Annotated in this window: 19 protein-coding genes and 1 tRNA gene; 9 read left to right on the top strand and 11 right to left on the bottom strand. The window is 42.5% G+C overall.

Translation table 11 applies throughout. The features are described from left to right. Positions 1–364: 364 nt before the first annotated feature. Positions 365–673 carry a hypothetical protein gene (locus tag AC5590_RS34140; protein ID WP_169267640.1) on the bottom strand — a complete coding sequence of 103 codons (309 nt, stop codon included), beginning with the start codon at positions 671–673 and terminating at the stop codon, positions 365–367. A 75-nt stretch (positions 674–748) separates the two neighbouring features. Here AC5590_RS34140 and AC5590_RS34135 point away from each other — a divergent pair, with 75 nt between their 5' ends. Further along, positions 749–1,159 carry a hypothetical protein gene (locus AC5590_RS34135; protein ID WP_339379329.1) on the top strand — a complete coding sequence of 137 codons (411 nt, stop codon included), beginning with the start codon at positions 749–751 and terminating at the stop codon, positions 1,157–1,159. Between the two features lie 279 nt (positions 1,160–1,438). On the opposite strand, the gene AC5590_RS34130 is transcribed toward AC5590_RS34135, so the two are convergent. Next, the gene (locus AC5590_RS34130) at positions 1,439–2,317 is read right to left on the bottom strand and encodes a metal ABC transporter permease (protein WP_169267638.1); all 879 of its coding nucleotides are present in this window, start codon (positions 2,315–2,317) and stop codon (positions 1,439–1,441) included. 139 nt (positions 2,318–2,456) lie between these two features. Continuing rightward, the gene (locus AC5590_RS34125; RefSeq protein WP_169267637.1) at positions 2,457–3,203 is read right to left on the bottom strand and encodes a metal ABC transporter ATP-binding protein; all 747 of its coding nucleotides are present in this window, start codon (positions 3,201–3,203) and stop codon (positions 2,457–2,459) included. Positions 3,204–3,287: 84 nt separating this feature from the next. Here AC5590_RS34125 and AC5590_RS34120 point away from each other — a divergent pair, with 84 nt between their 5' ends. From AC5590_RS34120 to phoU, 4 genes are all read left to right on the top strand, one after another. Continuing rightward, on the top strand, positions 3,288–4,304 hold the full coding sequence (locus AC5590_RS34120; RefSeq protein ID WP_169267636.1) for a metal ABC transporter solute-binding protein, Zn/Mn family: 1,017 nt from the start codon (positions 3,288–3,290) through the stop codon (positions 4,302–4,304). Between the two features lie 366 nt (positions 4,305–4,670). Then, positions 4,671–5,423 (top strand): response regulator transcription factor, encoded by a 753-nt coding sequence (locus tag AC5590_RS34115; protein WP_169267635.1) that lies wholly within the window; start codon positions 4,671–4,673, stop codon positions 5,421–5,423. A gap of 41 nt (positions 5,424–5,464) precedes the next feature. Beyond that, positions 5,465–6,778, top strand: coding sequence for an ATP-binding protein (locus tag AC5590_RS34110; RefSeq protein ID WP_169267634.1), 1,314 nt, complete (start codon positions 5,465–5,467; stop codon positions 6,776–6,778). Positions 6,779–6,789: 11 nt separating this feature from the next. Beyond that, positions 6,790–7,476: a phosphate signaling complex protein PhoU gene (phoU, locus tag AC5590_RS34105; RefSeq protein WP_211178663.1), complete on the top strand. Its 687-nt coding sequence runs from the start codon at positions 6,790–6,792 to the stop codon at positions 7,474–7,476. 308 nt (positions 7,477–7,784) lie between these two features. On the opposite strand, the gene ftsH2 is transcribed toward phoU, so the two are convergent. The 7 genes from ftsH2 to AC5590_RS34070 form a co-directional block, all read right to left on the bottom strand. Beyond that, entirely contained in the window at positions 7,785–9,671 is a 1,887-nt protein-coding gene (gene ftsH2 / locus AC5590_RS34100) for an ATP-dependent zinc metalloprotease FtsH2 (RefSeq protein ID WP_169267633.1), read from the bottom strand. 540 nt (positions 9,672–10,211) lie between these two features. Further along, positions 10,212–10,709 carry a hypothetical protein gene (locus AC5590_RS34095; RefSeq protein WP_169267632.1) on the bottom strand — a complete coding sequence of 166 codons (498 nt, stop codon included), beginning with the start codon at positions 10,707–10,709 and terminating at the stop codon, positions 10,212–10,214. 705 nt (positions 10,710–11,414) lie between these two features. Further along, complete coding sequence (locus tag AC5590_RS34090) at positions 11,415–12,293, bottom strand: RNA-guided endonuclease InsQ/TnpB family protein (RefSeq protein ID WP_256379397.1); 879 nt, start codon at positions 12,291–12,293, stop codon at positions 11,415–11,417. A 36-nt stretch (positions 12,294–12,329) separates the two neighbouring features. Next, a complete protein-coding gene (locus AC5590_RS34085; RefSeq protein ID WP_256379369.1) occupies positions 12,330–12,506 on the bottom strand; it encodes a helix-turn-helix domain-containing protein in 177 nt (58 codons plus the stop codon). 300 nt (positions 12,507–12,806) lie between these two features. Next, entirely contained in the window at positions 12,807–14,255 is a 1,449-nt protein-coding gene (gene gltX / locus AC5590_RS34080; RefSeq protein ID WP_169267631.1) for a glutamate--tRNA ligase, read from the bottom strand. Between the two features lie 131 nt (positions 14,256–14,386). Beyond that, positions 14,387–14,460 (bottom strand) — tRNA-Asp (locus AC5590_RS34075). Positions 14,461–14,760: 300 nt separating this feature from the next. Further along, the gene (locus AC5590_RS34070; RefSeq protein WP_169267630.1) at positions 14,761–15,948 is read right to left on the bottom strand and encodes an esterase-like activity of phytase family protein; all 1,188 of its coding nucleotides are present in this window, start codon (positions 15,946–15,948) and stop codon (positions 14,761–14,763) included. Between the two features lie 638 nt (positions 15,949–16,586). On the opposite strand from AC5590_RS34070, the gene AC5590_RS34065 reads away from it, so the two are divergent. Next, positions 16,587–17,471, top strand: a complete 885-nt coding sequence (locus AC5590_RS34065) for a DUF4394 domain-containing protein (RefSeq protein ID WP_169267629.1) — start codon at positions 16,587–16,589, stop codon at positions 17,469–17,471. 348 nt (positions 17,472–17,819) lie between these two features. Here the strand turns inward: AC5590_RS34065 and AC5590_RS34060 are convergent, their stop codons facing one another. Beyond that, entirely contained in the window at positions 17,820–19,370 is a 1,551-nt protein-coding gene (locus AC5590_RS34060) for a TM0106 family RecB-like putative nuclease (protein ID WP_169267628.1), read from the bottom strand. Between the two features lie 403 nt (positions 19,371–19,773). Between AC5590_RS34060 and AC5590_RS34055 the strand changes: the two genes are divergently transcribed. From AC5590_RS34055 to AC5590_RS34045, 3 genes are all read left to right on the top strand, one after another. Further along, positions 19,774–20,973 (top strand): aminotransferase class V-fold PLP-dependent enzyme, encoded by a 1,200-nt coding sequence (locus AC5590_RS34055; RefSeq protein ID WP_169267627.1) that lies wholly within the window; start codon positions 19,774–19,776, stop codon positions 20,971–20,973. A gap of 63 nt (positions 20,974–21,036) precedes the next feature. Continuing rightward, complete coding sequence (locus AC5590_RS34050; protein ID WP_169267626.1) at positions 21,037–22,998, top strand: serine/threonine-protein kinase; 1,962 nt, start codon at positions 21,037–21,039, stop codon at positions 22,996–22,998. Between the two features lie 139 nt (positions 22,999–23,137). Beyond that, positions 23,138–23,695 (top strand): DUF4334 domain-containing protein, encoded by a 558-nt coding sequence (locus tag AC5590_RS34045; protein WP_169267625.1) that lies wholly within the window; start codon positions 23,138–23,140, stop codon positions 23,693–23,695. The last annotated feature ends 112 nt before the right edge of the window (positions 23,696–23,807 follow it).

Below are 23,807 nucleotides of genomic sequence, written 5' to 3'. Positions count from 1 at the left end.
GAACTCATGAAAAAATATGGACATTACGAGACTTTCAAACTTCTTGACGAGTTAAACATTTCCTATTCCCTATTCCCTGTTAAGCGTTAAGCGTTAAGCGTTTCCTGTTCTCTACGTCCTAAAGGAGTTGGCGATAGCTATATCAAGTTAATTTGCTTGGCTTGAGCTTGAGGTTTAGCTGTGTTTCGACTCAAACAGATAATCTAAATTTACACCGTAAATTAAACTTGCTACGCAAATTAGAACCCCCCGGATTCATCCGTGGGGCAAGCTCAGAAAAAGTCTTTCTGTTCTAAAAATCTAAATTATGAATTTAGAATCTGTGAACCTCAATTTCTCGCTGCAACTGGGCAAAATGGGGAATTCAAAATCCTGGCATGATTGTATTGGTGGGAGATGAAGAGCTTTGCTGGAGTGTCTGACGCGCTAAGTTCATGCAACCACCACAGTTGCAGCCATACTTCGCCTGGGCATACTGTTTAACTATGGCTTCAGAGATATTGGATGTTTGAGGGAATTCTTGCTGTGAAGAGGTACTGGTGCTAGTCACACCTGAACGGGGTGCTATTTCATCTTGAATTTTCTTTGTAATCGCTTGAGCTGGGTGAGCAGCAATAAGTACTGCAGCAAGAGAGCCAGAGCAGCCGAGTAATGTTAAAACTTTAGTATTCATGGTGCATAATCTTAATTCAATGTAGCTAGTATAACGAAACTTTTTGCGCTCAGTACTAAGATGTATCTGTGAATAATGCTAAACTCCAACCTTAGTACGCCTCAAAGTGAGATTTCCGTGATGAATAAAATAATGCTGGCACTGCTTGGCGGCTCTTATGTTTTATCCAGCTTAGTTTTGATAAGTCATGCTGCTGTCGCAGAAGATTTACCTTCTGTACCAAAAACCACTAACACACCACAGTACCAACACAACACTCAATCTAACCCTCAAGTGGCTGGTACTGTCGCTTTGCCAACAAACAGTCGGACGACACAAACCACACAAACTCATACTTTGCAAGTAAATCCTCGCGTTTTTTCCCTTGATCCTAGTAGCGAAACAGTTGGGAATCTAGCGAGTGCCCAATTGGGCTGTGATTGCCCTGGTTGTCGTGCTTCGGCGCTTCAAATGTTGCAAAGTGGTAAGCTAACTCTTCCACAATAGGACTTTATCAGTTATCAGTTACCAGTTATCAGTTACCAGTTATCAGGTAGGAAACGGACTCGTCCACCCCTTGTTCACTGTTTACTGTTCACTGATTTAACTGCCAGCATAGTCAAAAGTAAGAACCCCATACCATAAGTTGGGGGCTTGTAACAAGGACGCCGTATTTCTTGCGCGGCGCGTCTCGAAATACATTTTATCTTTCTCCATAAATGAATTTAGGGGCTTATATCCTTTTTTCTTTTTTTGACTTTTGACTTTTGACTTCCCGCAGGGCGGTCATCTATCTCGCCTGAACCTGTTAAAAATGCTCAGTGAATGAGCTGCTAAATCCGGTCGGGTGAGGATACCACCAGATGGGCTAAAAAAGAGCGCCAGCAAAAACAGCATGGATGAAACCAGCACAATCGCAGGCCCAGAGGGTATATTGTGGTAATAGCTAATGTAGACCCCCGTTATGCTGGCGATCGCACCAATCAATGCTCCTGTTGCCATCATCTGATGCAGTTCTTTGACTAAAAGATAAGCGGTGAGGGCAGGTCCTACCAGCAGCGAAATCACGAGGATAACACCGACTGCTTGCATACTAGCAATAATCGTCAGGGTCGTTGCCGCCATAAAGCCGAAGTGAATAGCATTAACGGGTAAACCAGTTGCCTGAGCACCTGTACGGTCGAAAGTATAGAATAACAATTCTTTGTAAAACAGCTTAGTTGCACTCAGAATGAGTAAGGTAATAATGAGTGTCCGGTAAATATCACTAGAGGTAACGCCAAGAATATCTCCAAATAAAAAACTATCTAGATCTATCTTATTTTTCAAAACTGTAATTAGTGTCACTCCCAACGCAAAGAAGCTGGAAAATGTCAGTGCCATTGCTGCATCCACTTTCACCCGAGATTGCGAGCGAATCCAGGCAATTAAAAATGTACTCATAATCCCGGATACAAAAGCCCCAATCAAAATATCAATTCCCAAGAAAAAGGAAATTGAAAGTCCAGGCAGTACACAGTGAGCAATCACATCTCCTAGTAATGCCATGCGTTGGACAATTAAATAACTACCAACAACAGGACAGAGAATACCAACTAGAATGACAATCACCAGGGCATTCCGCATAAATTCGTAACTTAGGGGTTCTAGCAGCAAGCTCAACATGGAGAGTAAAAAGTTATTAGTTATTAGTCGTTATATTATTGGGATTTGAGGATCAACTTTTGACTAATAGACCTCTCCAAAAATCGATTTTTAGTGCAAGCGCCGTAAAGCTTTGATAGCCATTTTTGGAGAGGTCTAATCAACAAAACAACGATGAATCCCAATCTTGATATAAGGGATTCTGCAAGCTTGTGCCATACGCTCGATGCAAATTCTCTGGAGTCATCACCTGTTGTGGTGAACCATCAGCAATCAAGCATTTATTCAATAAGAGTAATCGGTCTAATCGGTGCAATGCCTGTCCCCATTCATGGCTACTCACCAGTAAAATTTTGCCAAGCGATCGCAACTCTGAAAACACATCAAAAATAATCGCTTCAGTCTTCTTATCCACTCCCGTAAATGGCTCATCAAACAGCAGAATTTCTGCTTGTTGCGCCAAAGCACGCGCTAAGAATACTCGCTGTTGCTGTCCACCGGATAGCTCACCAATACGACGATGTTTGAGCGCAAGCATTTCGACTTGCTCTAATGCTGATGTTACAATTTCTCTTGCCGCTTTCCCTGGAGTGCGAAACCAGCCAATCTGCCGTGTACGTGCCATCATGACTACATTCCAGACGGTGATGGGATAGTCCCAGTCTATTTGCGAGCGCTGCGGTACATACGCAACTTTTTGTAGCTGTTGATGCAGTGGACTCAGACAATACTGCACACTTCCACTGACTTTTGGAACTAAGCCCAGCATTGCTTTCATCATCGTGCTTTTCCCTGCACCATTGGGACCAATAATCCCCACGACTTGGCTGTTCGCAATCTGGAAGCTCACAGGCTCTAAACCACTAACACCTCGATAATTAACAGCTAGGCACTGAACCTCTAACATATAATTTTTTAATTTTTTTAAATAGAACGATAATCATTTTAAACTAGATTTCATTATCAAATTTTAGAGCAAATAAAAAAAATCATGTATATTCCGCAGCGTCAATTTTGGAAATCAGCAGTCCTTGCTTTAAGTATGGGATTGTTAGCAAGTTGCAGTTCTTCTCCATCCACCAGTCAAAACAATCAAACCAGCACAACAGCACCAGATGCCAGTTCTACGCAAGTTTCTACTACGACGACTGGTAAAGGTCTAAAAGTTGTAGCAACCAATACAGTTTTGTGTGACATGGCTCAGCAAGTTGCAGCGAGTACGATTGATTTGACTTGCTTGATGAAGCCAGGAACAGATCCCCACGTTTACCAACCAACGCCAGAAGACCGTAAGGCAATTGAAGATGGCAAGCTAATTTTATACGGCGGTTACAACTTTGAACCGAGTCTGATCAAGTTGATTCAATCTACCTCGAATATTGCTCCCAAAGTTGCGGTTGATGAAATCGCTGTTCCCACTCCCCAGAAATTTGAGGAAGACGGTAAGACGGTTGTTGATCCTCACGTTTGGCACAATGCTCAAAATGGGATTGCTATGGTGAAAACTATTCAAGAAAGTTTCGCCAAGGTTGCTCCGGAAAATGCTTCACTTTACCAGAAAAATGCCCAAGCAATCACTACCCAATTAGGACAAATCGATACTTGGATCAAATCAGAGGTTGCTACTATTCCTCAGCAATCCCGCAAGCTGGTGACAACTCATGATGCTTTGGGATACTACTCTAAGGCGTATAATATCCCTGTTGAAGGAGCTTTAGAAGGTATCTCTACAGAAGAGAAACCCACAGCGGCTAGGGTTAAAGAATTGGTGAAAAAAATTAAAGACAGCAAAGTACCTACAATTTTTGCTGAGTTAAGCATCAATCCTAAGTTGATTTCAACAGTGGCAAAAGAAGCTAACGTCAAAGTTGCACAACAAGAACTCTTTGCTGATGGATTAGGCGAGAAAGGCAGTCAGGGTGACACCTATCAAAAAACGTTAATTTCCAATACAAAAACGATTGTGGAAGGACTGGGAGGCAAATACACGCCTTTTCAAGCAAAGTAGTTTGGTTTAAGTCTGATCCTCGAAACGTCGGTAAGAGGAGAAATACAGCCTTAAGCTTATGCCTGCGACACGGACTCACGTTTGCAGGCTTACTCAAATTATATTTATTAACTATCAAGTTAATTGCTGCATAGTAAAAGCTTAGCTTTGTGACTCAGGTTTAGCTATTTTTCTTAACTTTAAGGATCAAAAAGCAAATTTGTAAAAAAACAATGACTGGCTTTGTATTGCATTGGTTTATAATACTATCAGTTCTGTTACGTACTTCGTAAATTGTAAAGTTAAATATTTTAAAATCAGCGTATAAACGCTGAACTAAAATAACAAATATTGATACCATCACACTCAAGTAATTTTGTGATATCAATGTATACCAGCGAATCGACCAAGTATCCCCACACAGCAGAAATCGGACAAAGAAGCCGCATTCTGGTAGTAGAAGATGAAGAGCTTATCCGGGAAATGCTTGTTCTAGCTTTGGAAGAGGAAGGTTATGGAGTGGTAAGTGCCACTGATGGGCGCTTAGCTGTAGAATACCTGAAAAGCTATGAACTCAATTCACCAGAGCTTTCCTTTGACCTGGTGATTCTTGATTTGATGCTGCCTCACATTAACGGATTAGACATCTGCCGCTTGATCCGATTTCAAGGAAACCCAGTTCCAATTTTAATGCTAAGTGCTAAAGGAAGTGAAACAGACCGTGTTCTGGGGCTGGAGGTAGGAGCAGATGACTACTTAACCAAACCTTTTAGTATGCGGGAGTTAGTGGCTCGTTGTCGTGCTTTGCTGCGTCGCCAACGCTTGAGCTGTTTGCCTCAGCTACCAGTCCTTCAGTATAAAGATGTGACTTTGTATCCCCAAGAATGTCGGGTGTTGGTTCGCTCTCAAGAGGTGAATTTGTCACCAAAGGAATTCCGGCTGCTGGAATTGTTTATGAGCTACGCCCGTAGGGTCTGGTCGCGCGAGCAATTGCTAGACCAGGTTTGGGGACCAGATTTTGTTGGAGACAGCAAAACTGTGGACGTGCATATTCGCTGGCTACGCGAAAAACTAGAGATAGACCCCAGTCGTCCAGAATATGTTGTGACTGTACGAGGTTTTGGCTATCGATTTGGATAGTTGTTAGTTTTTAGTTGTCAGAGAACAACTAACAACTAGCAATGCTGATACTAGGATTTTTACTGGGTTTAGCGGTAGGCGCAATTTTTTGGGTGTGGCAACAGGTTCAACTGAACCGTTACCTAGAGAAAGTATTGCGACCGTTAACTGCCCATTCTTCTGACGTGGCGCTGCTGATTCCTGACTTGCGCCACGGAATTAGATTATTTGTCCAGCAACGCCAACAATTGCAGCAGTTGCTTCAAACATACGAAGACCTGCTAGAGTTCGCACCAGTGGGGTATTTGCAGGTTGACGAAGAAAATCAACTGCTTTGGTGTAACGAACAGGCACAAAAAATGTTGTATCTGCAAAGATGGCAACCTGGACAAGTGCGCTTGTTGTTAGAGTTAATAAGATCCTACGAACTTGACCAATTAATTGGACAAACGCGCGATCGCCAAAAGTCACAGGTCAAAGAGTGGGTATTTCATCCTTCTTGCGAAGATGTGACAGCTATGTCGGAGGTGAAATCTCTTATGTTACAAGCAACAAGCTTACCCTTGCCCCTTGGGCAAGTAGGAGTCTTTATAGAAAACCATCAGCCAGTGGTGGATATAAACAAAGCACGTGAGCGTGCTTTTTCTGACCTAGCACACGAACTGAGAACTCCACTCACCTCAATACGTCTGGTTGTCGAAACATTACAAGACCGCGTGAAACCACCTTTGGATCGTTGGGTTAACCGCCTTTTGCAGGAGGTTGACAGATTGATTCACTTAGTGCAAAGTTGGCTAGATTTGACTCAACTAGAAACTAACCCTACCATTGAATTGCATCGCCAATCAGTGGAAGTGCGATCGCTGATTTTGTCTGTCTGGGAGACTCTAACACCTCTAGCACAACAACACCAGATTGAAATCACCTATTCTGGTCCAGATACTGTCTCGATTAACGCTGATGAGTCTCGCATTTACCAGGTGTTTCTCAATCTGCTAGATAATAGTATCAAATACAGCTCACCAAATACAACCATTGTCATTGAAGCAAAAATCGTTTCCGAACACAACAACCAAGAACCAGTACTACAAATCAACATTATTGACTCCGGTACGGGTTTTTCTCAAGCAGATTTACCTCATGTATTTGAGAGATTTTATCGGGGGGATCAATCACGCTCTCGTATAACAAGCTCACAAAGCCATTCGACTACGACAATTGTTGGTAGTGGTTTGGGTTTGGCAATTGTCCGGCAAATTGTTCTTGCCCACGGCGGTTGCATAAAAGCCATGAATCATCCTCATACTGGAGGAGCATGGTTACAAGTTGAACTCCCTGGCGTCGTGGCAATTTCCTCGAGCCAAGATTATATTTAGAAAATATCTTCATGTTTGAGACTACAAGAGTGAAAGTCCCCCTTTATAGTCCCAATACTGAAAGACCCCAGCTAGCTCGTGAGATTAGACGCTTAGAGCAAGATGTATTGCGTATGGGGGCTTTGGTAGAACAATCATTTCGTTTAAGTCACCAAGCCTTATTCACCCGCAATTTAACAACAGCTGAGGTACTTCCTGTTTTAGATAAAAAGATTGATCGCTTTTATAGACAAATAGAATTAGACTGTACGGCAATCATGACGCAGCAAGCTCCTACAGCTCAAGATTTGCGTTGTTTAAGTGCCTTCATGCAACTTGTGCGTGATCTAGAACGCATTGGCGACTATGCTAAGGATTTGGCTAAAATTGCAATCAAAATTTTTCCCTATGCGCCTCATTTTTGTTTACCAGAGATTGCAGTCATGTCTCAGCATGCACAAGCGATGTTAGCAACGAGTTTAGTGGCGTTGGCAGATTTAGATGAAGTCAACGGGCGCAGTATAAAGCGACTCGATGATGCTGTAGATAATGCTTATGATCGGCTTTATCACACCTTAGCTCATCAACGATGCGACGAAGGTGTGGTTGAGCCGATTCTGCTCTTGGTACTGGCGATTCGTTGTTTGGAACGCATGGCAGACCACGCGACCAACATCGGTCAACGTGTGGCATATATTGTGACTGGTCAACGGGGTTGAATCTCAGGATGTGGGGTTTGGAGAGGGAGTTTCTATTCTTGCTTTGATCCTCGCTAGTTCATTACTTTAGATAAATCAACCTTTATTCACATTTAGACCTAGCTATTTTGCAAAGATATATAGCAGTCGCCAGGTAGATTAGGACACGAACTAATCAGAAAACACGGTCATCAACAGACTTGAAAGTCTGTTAAGCGTTCCCAGCTATAAAACAAAAGCTCAGCACAAAGGTTGCTTAAAACAAAAATAGGGATGGTGTAAACCATCCCTATTTACTACAGTAGGGCATAGCCCTACCAAACTTGAGATTAAATACTAGGCATAAACTGCGGCTTTTCAGGTACGCTAGTGTACTCAGCGACAATTTGACGGAATTCTTCACCGTCAATAGTTTCTTTCTCAATCAGCAAGTCCACTAAGCGATCCATTACGATGCGATTTTCCAGTATAAACCGCCTTGCTGTCTGGTAGCATTCTTCGACAATGACGCGGACTTGTCCATCAACACGAGACGCGATCGCTTCTGAATATTCCGAACGAGTCATCCAGTCACGACCCAAGAACACTTCTCCCTGTTGGCTTTCCAAGGATATTGGTCCTAAATCAGACATCCCAAACCTTGTCACCATTTGCCGTGCCATACCGCTAACTTGCTGTAAGTCGCCTCCAGCACCAGTTGTGACTTCGGCGGAACCAAAAATCACGTCTTCTGCTGCACGACCACCTAAAGCACCAGTAATTCTGGCTTTGAGTTGACCGCGAGTGATTAACCCTTGCTCCTCATTGGGAGTAAACCAGGTTAACCCTTGTGCTTGTCCCCTTGGAATTAAAGTAACTTTTTGGACTGGATCGTGGTCTTTGAGTAATGTACCTGCGATCGCGTGTCCAATTTCGTGGTAAGCAATCAAGCGTTTGCTCTTGCTATCGACCAGAGGTGTGCCTTCCATACCAGCAACAACCCGATCCACAGCATCGTCGATTTCTAAAATGGTAATCGCTTCCTTACGGCGTCTGGCTGTGAGAATAGCAGCTTCATTGAGCAAGTTTGCTAAATCTGCACCTGTAAAACCAGGAGTACGGCGGGCAATAACTTCTAAAGAAACGCTGGGGTCTAGCTTCTTGTTACGAGCGTGGACTTTTAAAACTTCCAAACGTCCTTTAACGTCGGGTGCATCGACAGTGACTTGTCTGTCAAATCGTCCGGGACGTAACAATGCTGCATCTAAAACGTCAGGACGGTTGGTAGCAGCAATGATAATAATACCAGTGTTACCCTCAAAACCATCCATTTCGGTGAGCAGTTGGTTGAGGGTTTGTTCCCGCTCATCGTTTCCACCACCGATACCTGCACCTCTTTGGCGTCCGACGGCGTCAATTTCATCAATAAAGATGATACAGGGGGCGTTATCTTTTGCTTTCTTAAACAGATCGCGGACGCGGGATGCACCTACACCTACGAACATTTCTACAAATTCTGAACCAGAAATGCTGAAGAATGGTACGCCTGCTTCACCAGCGATCGCCTTTGCAAGCAATGTCTTACCTGTTCCGGGAGGTCCAACTAACAGAACTCCTTTGGGAATGCGTGCACCTACAGCTGTGAATTTTTCTGGTTGTTTGAGGAAGGTGACAACTTCTTGCAGTTCTTCTTTGGCTTCTTCAATACCTGCAACGTCGTCAAACTTCACTCCAGTTTTTGCTTCCATCTGGAAGCGAGCTTTTGATTTTCCGAAGTTCATAGCTTGACCGGGACCACCAGGCATGTTACTAGAACGACGGAACAAAAAGAACAGCCCGGTAATCAATAAAATAGGAAAAATCAGATTACCCAACAGTCCCCAAATTGCCCCATCATTGCGCATCGGATGGGCGTCAAAACTAACTCCTTTTTCTTTGAGCTTGGTAATCAGTTCCGGAGAGTTAGAAGGCAAATCCACCCGTACCCGTTGTACGCGGTTTTCCAGTTCTGGATCGACGGCTTCCACGATCGCCGTCCTTCCGCCTTCATATAAATCAACGTTGCTTACCCGATCAGAGTCCAAGTATTCTAAAAAGCGACCATAAGTCATGCGGGTGGTGGCTGTATTCTTACTCATGTCTGTCGGAGTACCAGAAAAAGCTCCTTGCCAGAAGAAAAAGCCAATCACCAATGCAGGCAATGTCCAGAGTACTAGGACTCTCCAAGAGAATTTCATCTTAATTTTGCCTCTAGATGCATATACAACAAATCAACAGTCTACAGATAGAGTTTTTCAAATCGATGTCTATAACTGCATTTTTTATCCAATGTTATGACACACGATAAGCTTTTCGTTAGCGTCTGAGCTAACAAGCCAAAACATTATTAAGAATCTTCATTAAATTTAACTTAATTTTGCTTCATTTTACTATGGGTATCTCATGTAAATATGCAAACCTGCGAGTAACCCTGCTTGGCTGTTAAGTTTATGTCAATAGCTCAAAATCATGCCATTTGCCGTTTGATAAGAAATGTATTGGAGATTTTATATAAATAAATACGGTTTCTCATGCTGTAGCTAGATGGAGGAAAATGGCTAAGAACCATATGGAGCTCAGAAGGAAGAGGTCTTTCAAGCTCAGTTCACAAATCGCTCAGTTGGATAATCTACAATGACACGCACAGGACAACATCCCCCACGAGTACAATTACGCCACCCACAAATATCTGTGGTGACGCATTGTCCCCACATTATCCTTTGTTTTCTCAGCGCACCCTACTTAATTTCTGTAATTCGTAGGGTATAAGGAAAGTACCTATCTTTTTTAAACGAGCCAATCCACACATAGTATGTTCCTGGTAACCATTCTCCAATCATGCCAGGATTCTTGCCATCAAAATCGTCATTGCACCAGCTACCTCCAGGACCTCTAATAATTAAGGTGGTATCCTCAGGGCTTCTGACTTCTATTTTTAAGTAGTCAAATTTACTTGTTAGCTCAATAGTATGGTCTGGGTCTTCATCAAAATATCCAGTGCAAGTCCCTGTGGGAGTTTCTCTTCTACCAGCAATTTCCCTCCCCGATATAGAACCGCCACTCACACCACGAACAATAAACGGATCTGGAGAAAACTTTTGACCGATAACCACATCCTCAAAAAAGGGTGAGGACCTTTCCTGCGCATGAGATATTGTATTGATTGCTGACGCGATCGCCAGCACCGCTACCATCAAAGATAATCTTATTCCCCGAGATATCTCTTTTGTCAGCATTCCAAGAACATACTTTTTTAAGTCTTTTTAGAGACATGAATACTACACTCGAAGTTCCCAAGACAAGGATTTTTGACTTATTTTTTTACTTTTTAAATATCAAATAACTCATTAATAGGACTTACGCACACCCTACCAATTCTTGGCGTTCTTGGCGTCTTGGCGGTTCGATAAATTAATATTTTTGGCAATTTTTGCGTAAGTTCTGATTAATTGTCAATTCGCTGACTAAAGTAAAATGAGATTCACAAGCACCAGGTGCAGATGAATGCACCCCCTACTATTACTACAGCAGTTTTCAGTTGGTCATACCAATTGGAGTTGGGTAAAACTCATGTAAAAATCCAGTAACTTATGTCTAGAGGACACGCTTGTTAAAATAGAAAAACTACCCATCAAATTGAGCGAAGACTGGGTTTTATATGTAGAAATTGAGGGGATCATCCCAAATGTGTAAGTTTATTTTATTTTGTAGTGCCAAGAGTTGCGCCGGAGGGAGACCCTCCCGCAGCGCGCTTACTCACCGTTTTTTGTGCAAAATTGGCCTGCTCCCAAATTGAGCACGTTCCCAAAGCATAATTGCTGCTAACTGCTATATAAATCCTAGACAAGTCTAGACATTACTTCTTTCTTCATCGGGAGCATGGGAGCGGTTAGCCCTCAGAAAGCATTCACGCCAAAGCCCTGCGCGATACGCCACATGCTTTAAGCCGGGGGAACCCTAGTCGAGCAGTGGCTCAAATTGATTGCTGCGTTTAAATCCCTATCTATTACATGTCCACAATGTTTACATGAATAGACACGTTCACTTAATGATAGGGATTCTTTCTTGCAACCACAATTACTACAAGTTTTAGAAGATGGATACCACCTAGACGCCAAAACTAGCTTGCTTCCAAACTTCTTGCATTTGTATTCAAGTTGTCTTTTGAATTCATGGAATCCGCAATCAGCTATGGATTGAGCAAGCTTACGATTTTGCATCATACCCGAAACATTTAAGTCCTCAATTACTATCGCAGCGTGGTTTTTGCATAAGTAGTTGGTGACTTTATGAAGTGAATCTTTGCGAATGTTTGAAACTCGGTTATGATGCTTTGCTAATTTAATCTTTGACTTGTGACGATTGCTACTGCCTTTAGTTTTTCGACAATGAGCCTTAGACAATCGTTTAAGTTTTTGGATAAACTTCAAGTAGGCTTTTGGATTAGGGAACGTAACACCAGTACTAAGTGTAGCCAGTTCTTTTATTCCTAAATCCACGCCTACAACATCTACTAACTTTGACGTAATCTCAGTTTCGGCTTCATATGCAAAAGCAATGTACCAGTCATCAGCTATTCGGGATATTGATAGTTTGGTAGTTGTTGTATGAGGTAAACCTTCATAAGTTTTGACCCAACCAATGGTCGGGAGCTTAACGCGCATACCACCTACAAGTATAGGTTTACCACCTGCATCAATAGTGAAAGAATCATTCTGACCTTTCTTTTTGAATTTTGGATACCCGCCCAGCCCTTTAAAAAATCGGTCGTAAGCTGCGCCTAATTGGTCAAAAGCATATTGAGTGATTTTTTGACAAATTCCTTTTTCCTTAATCCATTCCAGCGAAGTCTTAACTCAGTTGTTAAAGAACTTTTTGAGAAGAAATTTGTTTGGCTTATATCCATCTTGATATAAATTTTGCCAAGTCGCCAAACCCCAGTTGTAGGTGAAACGCGCAATACCTGCGTGCTTACTCATTATGGTTTTTTGCTCGCTTGTCAGTTTTAACTTTGTTTTGATGGATAAAAGCACAGTTCGGCTCCGCTCACTGTAAATTGTTCGACCTCAACACTTGTAATATATGTGAATAGAGTAACATATACAATTCAAATCCATGCCATTCCATAAAAAAATAAACTTGGTGCGACTTCTTTAAATGCTGAACCTTTTGATAAGACACCTGTGTGTTTCAACGTGCGAAAAGGAGTCAGGGAAAAGCTAAAAACCGTCCCAGACTGGAAGGAACGGTTAAGGAAGTTTGTAGATGATTTCATCGAAAAAGATGGGGATGGCTGTCAATAAATGACAAACGTTGCCTAGGTTATTGGCGGCTTAGGACAACCTCACTTGTTTTACCGCCTCAATCAAACGCGGCTTGTCTAAACCAATTTGATTCAAAAGTAACCAGGATTGGATTAAGTCAGGACCATGCAAATCTCCTGTTAAGCCAGCGCGAAGTGCTTTCATCACCACGCCTTTCTTGACGTTTTGTTGTTTAACGACTTTCTTAATAATTTCTTGAGCGCTGGCTTGTGTGAGTTGATGATTTTCCAAAGCAGCAATAACACTGTTGAGGGTAGCTACAGAACCTTCTTGTTTTAATTGAGCAGTTGCTTCATCACTAAATTCAACTGTTTCAACAAAAAACAGTTTGCTCATAGCCACTGCATCAACAAGGCGAGTCAAACTCGGACCAATTAAAACGACAAGCTCCTCTAACCAAGCACGGTCACGTCCTTGTGTCAATGGATATCCTGCTTCTTCCCAATATGGAATCAGCAAATCTGTCAGCTTATCCACTGACATATTGTGAAGATACTGACTGTTTATCCAATCCAGCTTCGCCCAGTCGAATTTTGCCCCGGCTTTATTAACACGCTCAAAACTAAATAGCTTAGCTGCTTCTTCTAGAGTGAAAATTTCCTGAGTTGAGTCTGGAGCTGACCAACCCAGTAATGTCATATAATTCACCATAGCTTCAGCAGTAAAGCCCATTTGCTTAAAGTCAAAAATGGATGTGACTCCATCCCGCTTGGAAAGCTTGCGTCCTTCTTGATTCAAAATCAAAGGTGTATGGGCAAACTCTGGCATTTTTGCGCCAAAAGCTTCATACAGCAGAATTTGCTTCGCGGTGTTGGCGATGTGGTCTTCTCCGCGAATGACATGGGTAATTTGCATATCTATGTCATCCACCACAACCGCAAAATTGTAGAGTGGGACACCAATACCATCTGCTGCGGCGCGAGCGATAACCATATCACCGCCTAAATCGCTACCTCGCCAAACCATCTTTTCCCGTACCAGGTCATTCCAGACAATTTCCCGGTCGTCATCAATTTTGAAACGAATGACAAAGTTACGTCCTTCGGCTTTGTATGCGGCTTCTTGTTCTGGTGTAAGATTGCGGTGACGGTTATCGTAGCGCGGAGCTTCATTTCTAGCTTTTTGAGCCTCACGCAGCGCTTCTAATTCTTCTGGCGTGGTGTAGCAGCGATATGCAAGTTTTTTATCAAAAAGGGTTTGAACCGCACTTTTGTACATTTCCAGACGCTTAGTTTGGAAAAATGGTCCTTCATCCCATGTCAGTCCTAGCCAGCGCAGACCTTGGAAAATATTTTCGGTGTATTCGGGACGCGATCGCTCCAAGTCTGTGTCTTCAATGCGCAGAATAAACTGACCACCGTGGTGGCGGGCAAACAACCAGTTAAATACAGCTGTCCTTGCTGTTCCTATGTGTAGATTCCCAGTTGGACTGGGGGCTATACGGACTCTAACAGTCACGGGCGTTCTCTCTCTTGTCTATATTTGTAAAGCACAACTCATTTAGCTTAATATTAAGCTTTCAGCAATAAGTGCTGAGTTCTGAATCACTTGTAACTCACTACTCAGAACTCAGCACTCATAACTTTTAACGGGACTGACGGGGCTCGAACCCGCAACTTCCGCCGTGACAGGGCGGTGCTCTAACCAATTGAACTACAGTCCCTTAATTGGTCACTTTATTTATTATCACTATTCTCCTGAACATTGTCAAGCTTTTTTTGAAATTCGTTATTAGTTATTGAGTGATGATTCACAGGGAACGCTTAACAGGGAACAGGGAACGCTTGACATACACTGTAGCTATGGCAGTCCTATTTGATTCGTGAAAAATATAGACAAGGAAACGAACCGCCAAGGACGCCAAGGACGCAAAGGAAAGAAAGAAGAAAGAAATATATAATTTTCACAAATGATTTAGGATTGCTATAGTTGAGCAAAAGTCTGTGGAGTAATCCTAATATTATCAACGATTGAAATTGGGAACAAAACGCCGAAATAACCTGATAAGCGGTGGTTCCATCTTAAGTTTAAAGGCGAGTATCTGGGTTCGCTGAAGACGATTAAAGTTATTATCGCTCACAAGGATTAATGAAAGCTGACCATCAGGTAGTTTTGAACCGAGAGTTAAGCCTTCGATATTATCTAGCGCTACATTTAATTTTCTCAAATCCAAAAGTAGCTCTTTCTTGGTGGGTTTAATTTTGTTAATATCAACAGCTAAAAGACTGTCGATATTATGAATGTCATCAGCACCTTCTAGAGAAATCTGATACAGGGCAATAGAAAACCCAAAGCCAGAAAAAGTCCGCTCTAAACTTAGGAAATGACCTTGATTATCCAGAGCCATTAAATCACTTAAACCGCTGGCAAATTTAGGAGAAAAATTAAAAATTGGTGTGACAGCTTCAGTTTGATAAAGAAATTCTTTCTCTGGTTTATGAGTGAGTAAATTGTATTGCAAAATCCGGCAAGGACTACTGACTTTTGGTTTGGCTTCTGGACCATCTTGAATCAGAGCATTTTCTGTGGCTGTAAACAAAGATTTGTTGTTGGGTGTGATGGTCAGAGATTCAAAGGCTAAGTTGTTGCGGACACCTTGTTTACGACTTTTATCTGGCAAAAACTTGTTGGGTATTGGTAGTGTATTCAAAACTTTTCCAGAAGAAAGGGAAAATTCTTTCAGAAAAGGCGTTATTTGTTTCAAATTATCACCTTCAGAAGAAATATAAACAGTTTCGTGGTTAGTTAAGGTGATGCCTTCTGAATCGATAGTACCAGTCGGGAAAGTTTGACTACTTTCATTTAAGAGTGTCGTGACACCAAGAGGGACAACTTTATCATTTGTTAGTGTTCCATTGCTTAGGTCAATTTTTAATGTATAGAAGCGAGCCGCAGCTTTTTCGCTGCGATCATCAGATATCGTGTAATAAAGTTGTTTTTTGGCATCGTACGTTATTCCAGAAAGCCCTCCCATGGGAGTTTTTTTGAAAGTGTAATCAGTGGGAAAAGTTGCAGAACCAATAAAATCTATTCCAGTTATGGGATAATTTGGGGCAGGGATGTTAATGATAAAGATGCTGAGAAGAATTAGAATAGGAATAAAAAAGAAAAGAATGCGTGGAAACTTCAAAAGTTTTTTGAGGTGCTGCATTGTGAGTCATTGCTAAACAGTGAAAATCACAAACAAGATATCATGGTTAAGCAAATACGCATTTTTATTGCAAATTTTTTCGTAGTCGATGGGTTTGAGCGCTACGCAGCAGATTTGAGCATACCGCTTGCCTCAGAGCAAAACTGAACGGGAACGGGGCGGGGTCGCTATTGTCAGCAGCATTGAGTTGCAAGTTTGTATTTGTATAAATTTTGACTTTTAAACGAAATCATATCATGTTAGGTAAATTACTTACAATTCAAGCCCAATTTATACAGCAATTTTCAGGAAAATAGACCATAGTCGTGGGAGTGCATGCCATTACGGCCTTACAAACGCTGTGGTTCATTTAGGTGAAAACTGCTGTAATCTACCATGCTAGCAATACCAACTCCCCTTCTATTTGTATTGCTGGAGTCTTGATTTAAAAGATTGCCCTAAAGCCTTGGTCAAAGAATTAAAGATTTAATAAAGGTATATCTCTTTTGTAGAATTGACTCTGTTATATAATGTAGGATTTTTGACGTAGTAAAGTTGTATTGACAATTACTAAATACAATTACGTAAATGAGAACACAACGTTATTGTCTAAAGTTTGCTCCAAGAACTCGTAAAAGTTAGCACTTGAGGGCTTTTTAATGAAACTTAATCGGTTTAGAACAGTCATATCCGCACTGGCTGTAGTCACGATATTTAATCTGGTCAGTGATACCAAACCTGCGGCTGCTTTGGGTTTGGTTGGTCTAACTGACAACAACAATCTAGTTCTTTTTGACTCCGATAATCCCACCGCTACTACCAATGTCTCAATCACTGGGGTCACTGGTCGCGTGTTGGGCATTGACCGTCGTCCAGCTAACAATCAAATCTATGGTTTGTCAGATACCAATAACATTTACACCATTAACCCGTTTAGTGGTGCTGCTACTTTCGTAAGTCAACTTTCCACTCCATTCACTGGAGGCTTTGTTTCCCGAGTAGACTTCAACCCAGTGCCTGATCGCCTACGGGTCGTCGGTGGCAATGACCAGAACCTGCGCATCAATGTGGATACTGGCGCGGTCATTGTTGATGGAACACTGAACCCTGGGGACCCCAACATTACTGGTGCAGCTTACACCAATGCAGATAATGACCCGACCACCGGAACTACGCTGTACGACATTGACTACATCAGTGACGCATTATTTATACAGAACCCGCCGAATAATGGCACCTTGCAAAGGGTAGGCTCCCTCGGTATCGACATCGACTCAAGAGGAGGGTTCGACATCTTCACACAAAATGGGGTGAATACTGCCGTTGCGGCACTGACTCCAGTCAATTCAAATGGCTCCAATCTATACAACATCAACTTGTCTACAGGTGCTGCTACGCAAATAGGCACCATCGGCGATGGTAGTAGGAAAATCGTAGGAGTGACAGCTCAGCCTGTCCCTGAGTCTAGTTTTGCCCTTGGTGTGCTCACTGCTGGTATTGCTCTATTAGGTCGCTGCCGTCGTCGTCTGAAGTCGGTCATTTAGTCACACTTTACTTCATACCAATTTGAAAAAAGAATGCAACACATGGATAAAACCCCTCCCTAACCCTCCCCTTAGTAAGCAGGGCTGTTTCATTCCCTCAAAGGCTCATAATGTCAAGGCTTTGTGAAGCGCAATTGCTCTAATTTTTCTGGAGAATAATTGAATTTTTTGGATCAAAATGTAGGTTTTCTATCACTTCTGTCCCAAAAATCATCGCGCTACGTATTGACAAATCTTCCCTCCTTATTGAATGAAACAGCCCTGCCCTTTGGTAAGGGGAGCTAGTGCGTTGGGGTGAGATCAGCGCAGCAAGAGGGTCTCCCTCCAGAGTAACTTCTGTGCGGGGGTTTACGAACCATTGTTTTTTTGAAAAAAGTTTACCAGCCAATCTTTGACGCTGCGGGTTGCGTGGCAGTCGTCTTCGTTGTAGCGTTGGATAATTTCAAGTAAAGAGCGATCGCCCGTTTCTAACCACTTGTCATACCAGTAAATACACTTCATACCGCTGGCTTCTGGATCACGCCACTCAAACCCCAACCATCGAGCGATCGCTTTTAAAGCATAACTTTCTATAGGCAATGCCACGTTTTGCGTTAATATTTTGTAGACATCCACAAACCGATTCAGTACGGGCGATACATAACTCTGTGGAGTCTGGTAAAGCTTTGCCAGTCGTTTGACTGTATCAAGTTCGTAAACACAAAAATGATAAATAGGTGCATCTGGATATTGCCAAACCAAATTCATAAATTGCTGCCAAACCAATTCTTCTTCTTCTGGGCTTTCTGCTAAAAAGGAATAAAATTGTTCTGTTTTGGCTTGCCTATCAATAACCAAAACTCCTAACAAAAAATCTAAATTCAAATCTGGTTCCGCCTCAATATCAAAAAACATTTCTACAGGCGCTGTAGATAAAATGTCACTCCTGGGGGAAAGCAACTGTGTAGTTTCTCTATCAACTTCTATAGTTCTGTCGAGGCAAACAGAAGTGTCAACCGTACAAGAATTTAAGACATATTGTTGCTTGGGTGGCAAATTCGGTATGATGAACGGACGGTTTTCCACAATAGATTTTGCTTGTAGTATCAGCTTGGGTGCGACTGCGCTGTCGAAACCTGGCAAGTTTTCTAATTGAGTCGGATAAGTTTTTGCCAAGGATTCTACTGTTGTGATTTCCAGCGCTTGCAGTTGTATGTAGCGAACAGGTGTGACTCCTGGTAACAAAGAAAGGTGTTTCTGAGATTGGGCAACAGCATAACAATAATCGTACCAAGGACAAAGATTGCACCGTTGACGAGAGATAAAGACTTCAGGCGCTTCCTCTGTTTCTAAAGTTTGAATATACTCTTCCAGAAAACGATGCATTTGTGGCATCCATTTAAGTAGATCCACAGAATAACCCGCCTCTTTTCCACGCAGCATCAGCCAAGCTATTTCTAACTCACTTTGTTGCACCATTGCCAACACATACGCGTGAAATGCTGCAACAACTTGATACTCCTGTTTAGGACGCTTACCCAGTTCAATATTAACTGGAACGTACATCCAATCTCCAAAGCGGGACTCTCCTCTATGTTTGACAAGAATATCTGGACGGCTTAGTAGTGTATGTGTTTGAGAATAACCATGCACCAGCACCCCTTGATAAATGGACTCAGCCCCTTGTTCCATTAACTCTAAGGTTGCTCTCACTCCTGTTTTCCAGTCTCCGTGTCGATAGACTGGTCGCTGATACGTAAACTGTGTCAAAATACTCCTGTGATGAGCAATCCTGTCCTGGTAAAGTTTCAACAGTAACTCATTCTCAGGTTCTCGCCGACTTTTTTCCCCGTGAATGTCTAAAAAAGGTCGGCGCTTACAACGTTGGTATTGCAGCAGCAGTTCAGCATTGATTAACATTCTTTTAAGGTAACAAGAATTATTACTTTCTGGTAGTGAGCCGATAACTAAAGTTGAAGATTATTCTCAACAGACAGAAAAATCAGGGACTACCTGAAAATTTCTGAGTTTGGCACAATGACCAAATCAGGCTATTACCCCAGATCTGGTGGTATCTGGCAAAGCCTTCTAGTGGTTTGCCAACTCGAAAATGCGCTTGTCAGGGCTGGGGAAAGGAGAAAGATTTTTTTATTCTTTTACCCCTTACCCCGCAGGCATCTCCTTGGCGAACTACTAGGGCACGCTTTCCCCTTACAGACACGCACTTGACAAAGTATGCCCTACGGACACGCAATTGACAAAAATAATTTTAAATTTTTGTATAAAAATAATTAATATACCATGACTCAATAATTAATCACTGATGACTAGTATTTCTGCATCACCAACCAAATTACTTCACCATCGACAGCTCTTTCCAGGTTTAGCAAATAAAGTATATTTTAACTACGGCGGTCAAGGACCAATGCCACAAACGGCTTTGGATGCGATATCTGACGCGCAAGCTTATATCCAACAAATAGGTCCTTTTGGGACTGAGGTGAACAGTTGGATCATACAGGAGACAAAAGCTGTAAGAAATGCGATCGGCTCTGAGTTAAGTGTCCCACCCGAAACAATCACCCTGACTGAGGATGTCACCGTTGGCTGTAATATTGCTATGTGGGGTCTTGAATGGCAAGCTGGTGACCATATACTACTTAGCGACTGCGAACACCCTGGTATTATAGCGACAGCTCAAGAAATCGGGCGGAGATTCGGTGTTGAACTCACCACCTGTCCCCTAATGGCAACTTTAAATGAAGGCGATCCCGTTGAAGTGATTGCCCAACACTTACGTCCCAAAACTCGTCTTGTGATATTGAGTCACGTTCTTTGGAATACAGGTCAAGTTTTGCCGATTGACAAAATAGCTGAGTTATGCATAAGTAAATCAGTCAAACTTCTGATAGATGCGGCTCAATCTGTAGGCTTACTGCCATTAAATCTCACTGAATTGAAAGCGGATTTTTACGCCTTTACGGGTCACAAATGGCTGTGTGGTCCTGGTGGTACGGGAGGTTTGTATGTCCGACCAGAAGTCCGAGAGAGTTTAAAACCTACGTTTATCGGTTGGCGCAGCGTTACTTTAGACAGTAAAGGAAAGCCTGTGGATTGGCAAAGCGATGGAAAACGCTATGAAGTAGCGACATCCAACTATCCACTTTATACGGCGCTAAGGGAGGCGATCGCAACTCATCAGCAGTGGGGAACACCAGAGGAACGTTATCAACAAATTTGCCGCAATACTGAGTACCTGTGGCGACAATTACAAGTTTTACCCGATATCAAATGTTTGCGAACTTCTCCACCAGAAAGCGGTTTAGTCTCGTTTCAACTGACAAATCAAACAGGATCAACTAGTCGTCAACTTGTGATGTTTTTAGAGTCACAAAAGTTATTAACCAGAACAATAGCCGATCCTGACTGCGTGCGTGCTTGTGTTCACTATTTAACTTTAGAATCAGAAATCGACGAACTGGTGGAAGGAATTCAGCGATTTGTTGACACTCGCCATGAATGAAAGCTGGGTAGATGATGACGATAATCTACCTTATACTACGGATACAGCTTTCCGTAGCCAGCTATGAGCCTGTGCATTAACCCGACCTGCCCTAGACCAAACCATCCAGAGAACACTAACAACCGCTTGTGTCAAAGTTGTGGTTCTCACCTACTCCTGGAAAAGCGCTATCGGGTGCTGCGCCTTTTGAGTGATACTAGCGGCTTTGGCAAAATCTATGAAGCATACGAAGGCAATACACCCAAAATCCTCAAAGTCCTCAAAGAACATCTCAATCACCAACCCAAAGCAGTAGAACTCTTCCAGCAAGAAGCACAGGTGTTGGAGAAGTTAATTAATCCCGGTATTCCCAAGGTGGATGGCTACTTCCAGTATCAGACCAACAATGGTCTGCTGTTGCACTGCTTAGTGATGGAAAAAATTGATGGTGTGAATTTAAAACAATGGCTACAACAGCACCATAATAATCCTATTTCACAAAAGCAGGCTATAGCGTGGTTAAAGCAACTCGCTGAGATTTTGCAGATGGTGCATGGCAAACAGTGGTTTCATCGCGATATTAAACCAGCAAATGTCATGCTGACAAGCAATGGACAGTTAGTGTTGATTGACTTTGGCACAGCGAGAGATGCGACACATACATATTTAGCAAAACTGGGTGTGGGACATCAAATCACGGCACTAGTTTCATTTGGCTACACGCCGTTAGAACAGAAAAATGGTCAAGCTGTACCGCAATCAGATTTTTTTGCCTTGGGACGCACCTTTGTACATTTGCTGACGGGACAGCCTCCCGCAGATTTTTGGGATGCTCATGATAATGTTTTGTTGAACTGGCGCAATAGTACCTCTGGTATTTCACCATTGCTGTTGGATTTTATAGATCATCTGATGGCGCGGGAACCTGGAAAGCGTCCGTTGAATACTCAGGTGCTTTTGCAGCGGCTAAGGGAAATTGAACAAAAGCTGGGCAAGCGTTCAAATAAAAATTTACTTGTAGCAGTTTCAGTTGCGGCGCTGCTGTTATTAGGGGGAGGAGTTGGGTATTTAGTATCTAAAATCGGTCAGTCTCCACCGTCCCCTATATTAACAACCAGTCCGGCTGCGAAAATTCAAAATCCTTTAAAAAATCTTTCTCTAGCCCAAACTCTAACTGGGCATAGCGATGGAATCTGTGTTGATGATTGCATCGCTATTAGCCGCGATAATTCTACTGTTGCCAGTGGTAGTTATGACAAGACTATCAAAATTTGGAATTTGGCAGATGGCAGTCTTATCCGCACCCTCACTGGTCATTCCGACTCGGTTTATTCTGTCGCCATCAGCCAGGATGGGCAGACTTTAGTTAGTGGTAGTAAAGACAAGACTATCAAAATTTGGAATCTGGCAGATGGCAGTCTTATCCGCACTCTGAGTGGTCATTCCAACTATGTTAATGCTGTCGCTATCAGCCCAGATGGGCAGACTTTAGTGAGTGGCAGTGATGACAAGACTATCAAAATTTGGAATCTGGCAGATGGCAAACTAATCCGCACCCTGACTGGTCATTCTTCCTACGTTAATTCTGTCGCCATCAGCCCGGATGGGCAAACTTTAGTTAGTGGCAGTAAAGACAAGACTATCAAAATTTGGAATCTGGCAGATGGCAGTCTTATGCGCACCCTCACTGGTCATTCCGACTCGGTTTCTTCTGTCCCCATTAGCCCGGATGGGCAAACTTTAGTGAGTGGCAGTTGGGACAAGACTATCAAAATTTGGAATTTGGCAGATGGCAGTCTTATGCGCACTCTGACTGGTCATTCCGACTCGGTTTATTCTGTCGCCATTAGCCCGGATGGGAAAACTTTAGTCAGTGGCAGTGATGACAAAACTATCAAAATTTGGAATTTCGCAGATGGCAGTCTTATGCGCACCCTCACTGGTCATTCCGACTTCGTTCATTCTGTCGCCATCAGCCCGGATGGGCAGACTTTAGTGAGTGGTAGTAAAGACAAGACTATCAAAATTTGGCGGGCGTCGCGTTGAAGTTTATAGCGGTTTTGGATTTTGTTGAGTTTGTCTATCCTTCAAAAACAGAGCAGCTTCAACTCACCAGTCAGTGGTTCCCAGTAGGCGAAAAAAGTTGTGTAAGCTATTTATAAAACAAGCAAGACACACGGAAAAAATGCAAACATTAGAAACCTGCAAGTTGATTCTTAAAACTGGTCAAACGACAACCGAAAAAGCTTTAGAGCTGTTTGACGCTCTCGAACCGGTTCATTTAGCTTTTATGCTCGGTCGTTGGCAAGGATCTGGGCTTCATACCAATCACCCTATGGATGGCTTATTAGAAAAATTTAATTGGTATGGAAAAGAATTTGTTGATCCTGAGAATGTTCACCCTTTGTTATTTTTAGATAGCCAAGGAAAAGTTATAAAAGTTGCGCCCAGTTACATCGGACTAACGAACTGGATCTTGAAGTTTCCAATCCTCAAAAATGATTTTCTGAAACCTTTGGTGATTCTAACTAATTCCTTACTGAAAACACAGAAAAGTCAAGCTAGACTCCGCATGATGGAATATCGAGGAAAAGTCAGCGCCACAATGATTTACGATCATTTTCCAGTTAATGACTCTTTTCGGAAAGTAGATGACAATACGGTGTTAGGAATTATGGACTTGAAAAATTCACCCCAACCTTTCTTTTTTATTCTTCGGCGATCGCTCAGCAGCGGTCAATAATGTTGTCATATCAAGTTGCGTTCTGTTGTAGTAGCGCTTTAGGGGAGATTGCTGAGTCCCAAGGGGACACGCTGCGCGTTCGCTCTTAGCGTGCGCTTTGCGCTTACGCTCC

Origin of the sequence: Brasilonema octagenarum UFV-OR1 (assembly GCF_963888615.1) — a bacterium.
Classification (GTDB): domain Bacteria; phylum Cyanobacteriota; class Cyanobacteriia; order Cyanobacteriales; family Nostocaceae; genus Brasilonema; species Brasilonema sennae.
Note: the sequence above shows the minus strand (reverse complement) of the source record. Positions and strands in the feature narration are given on the sequence as shown.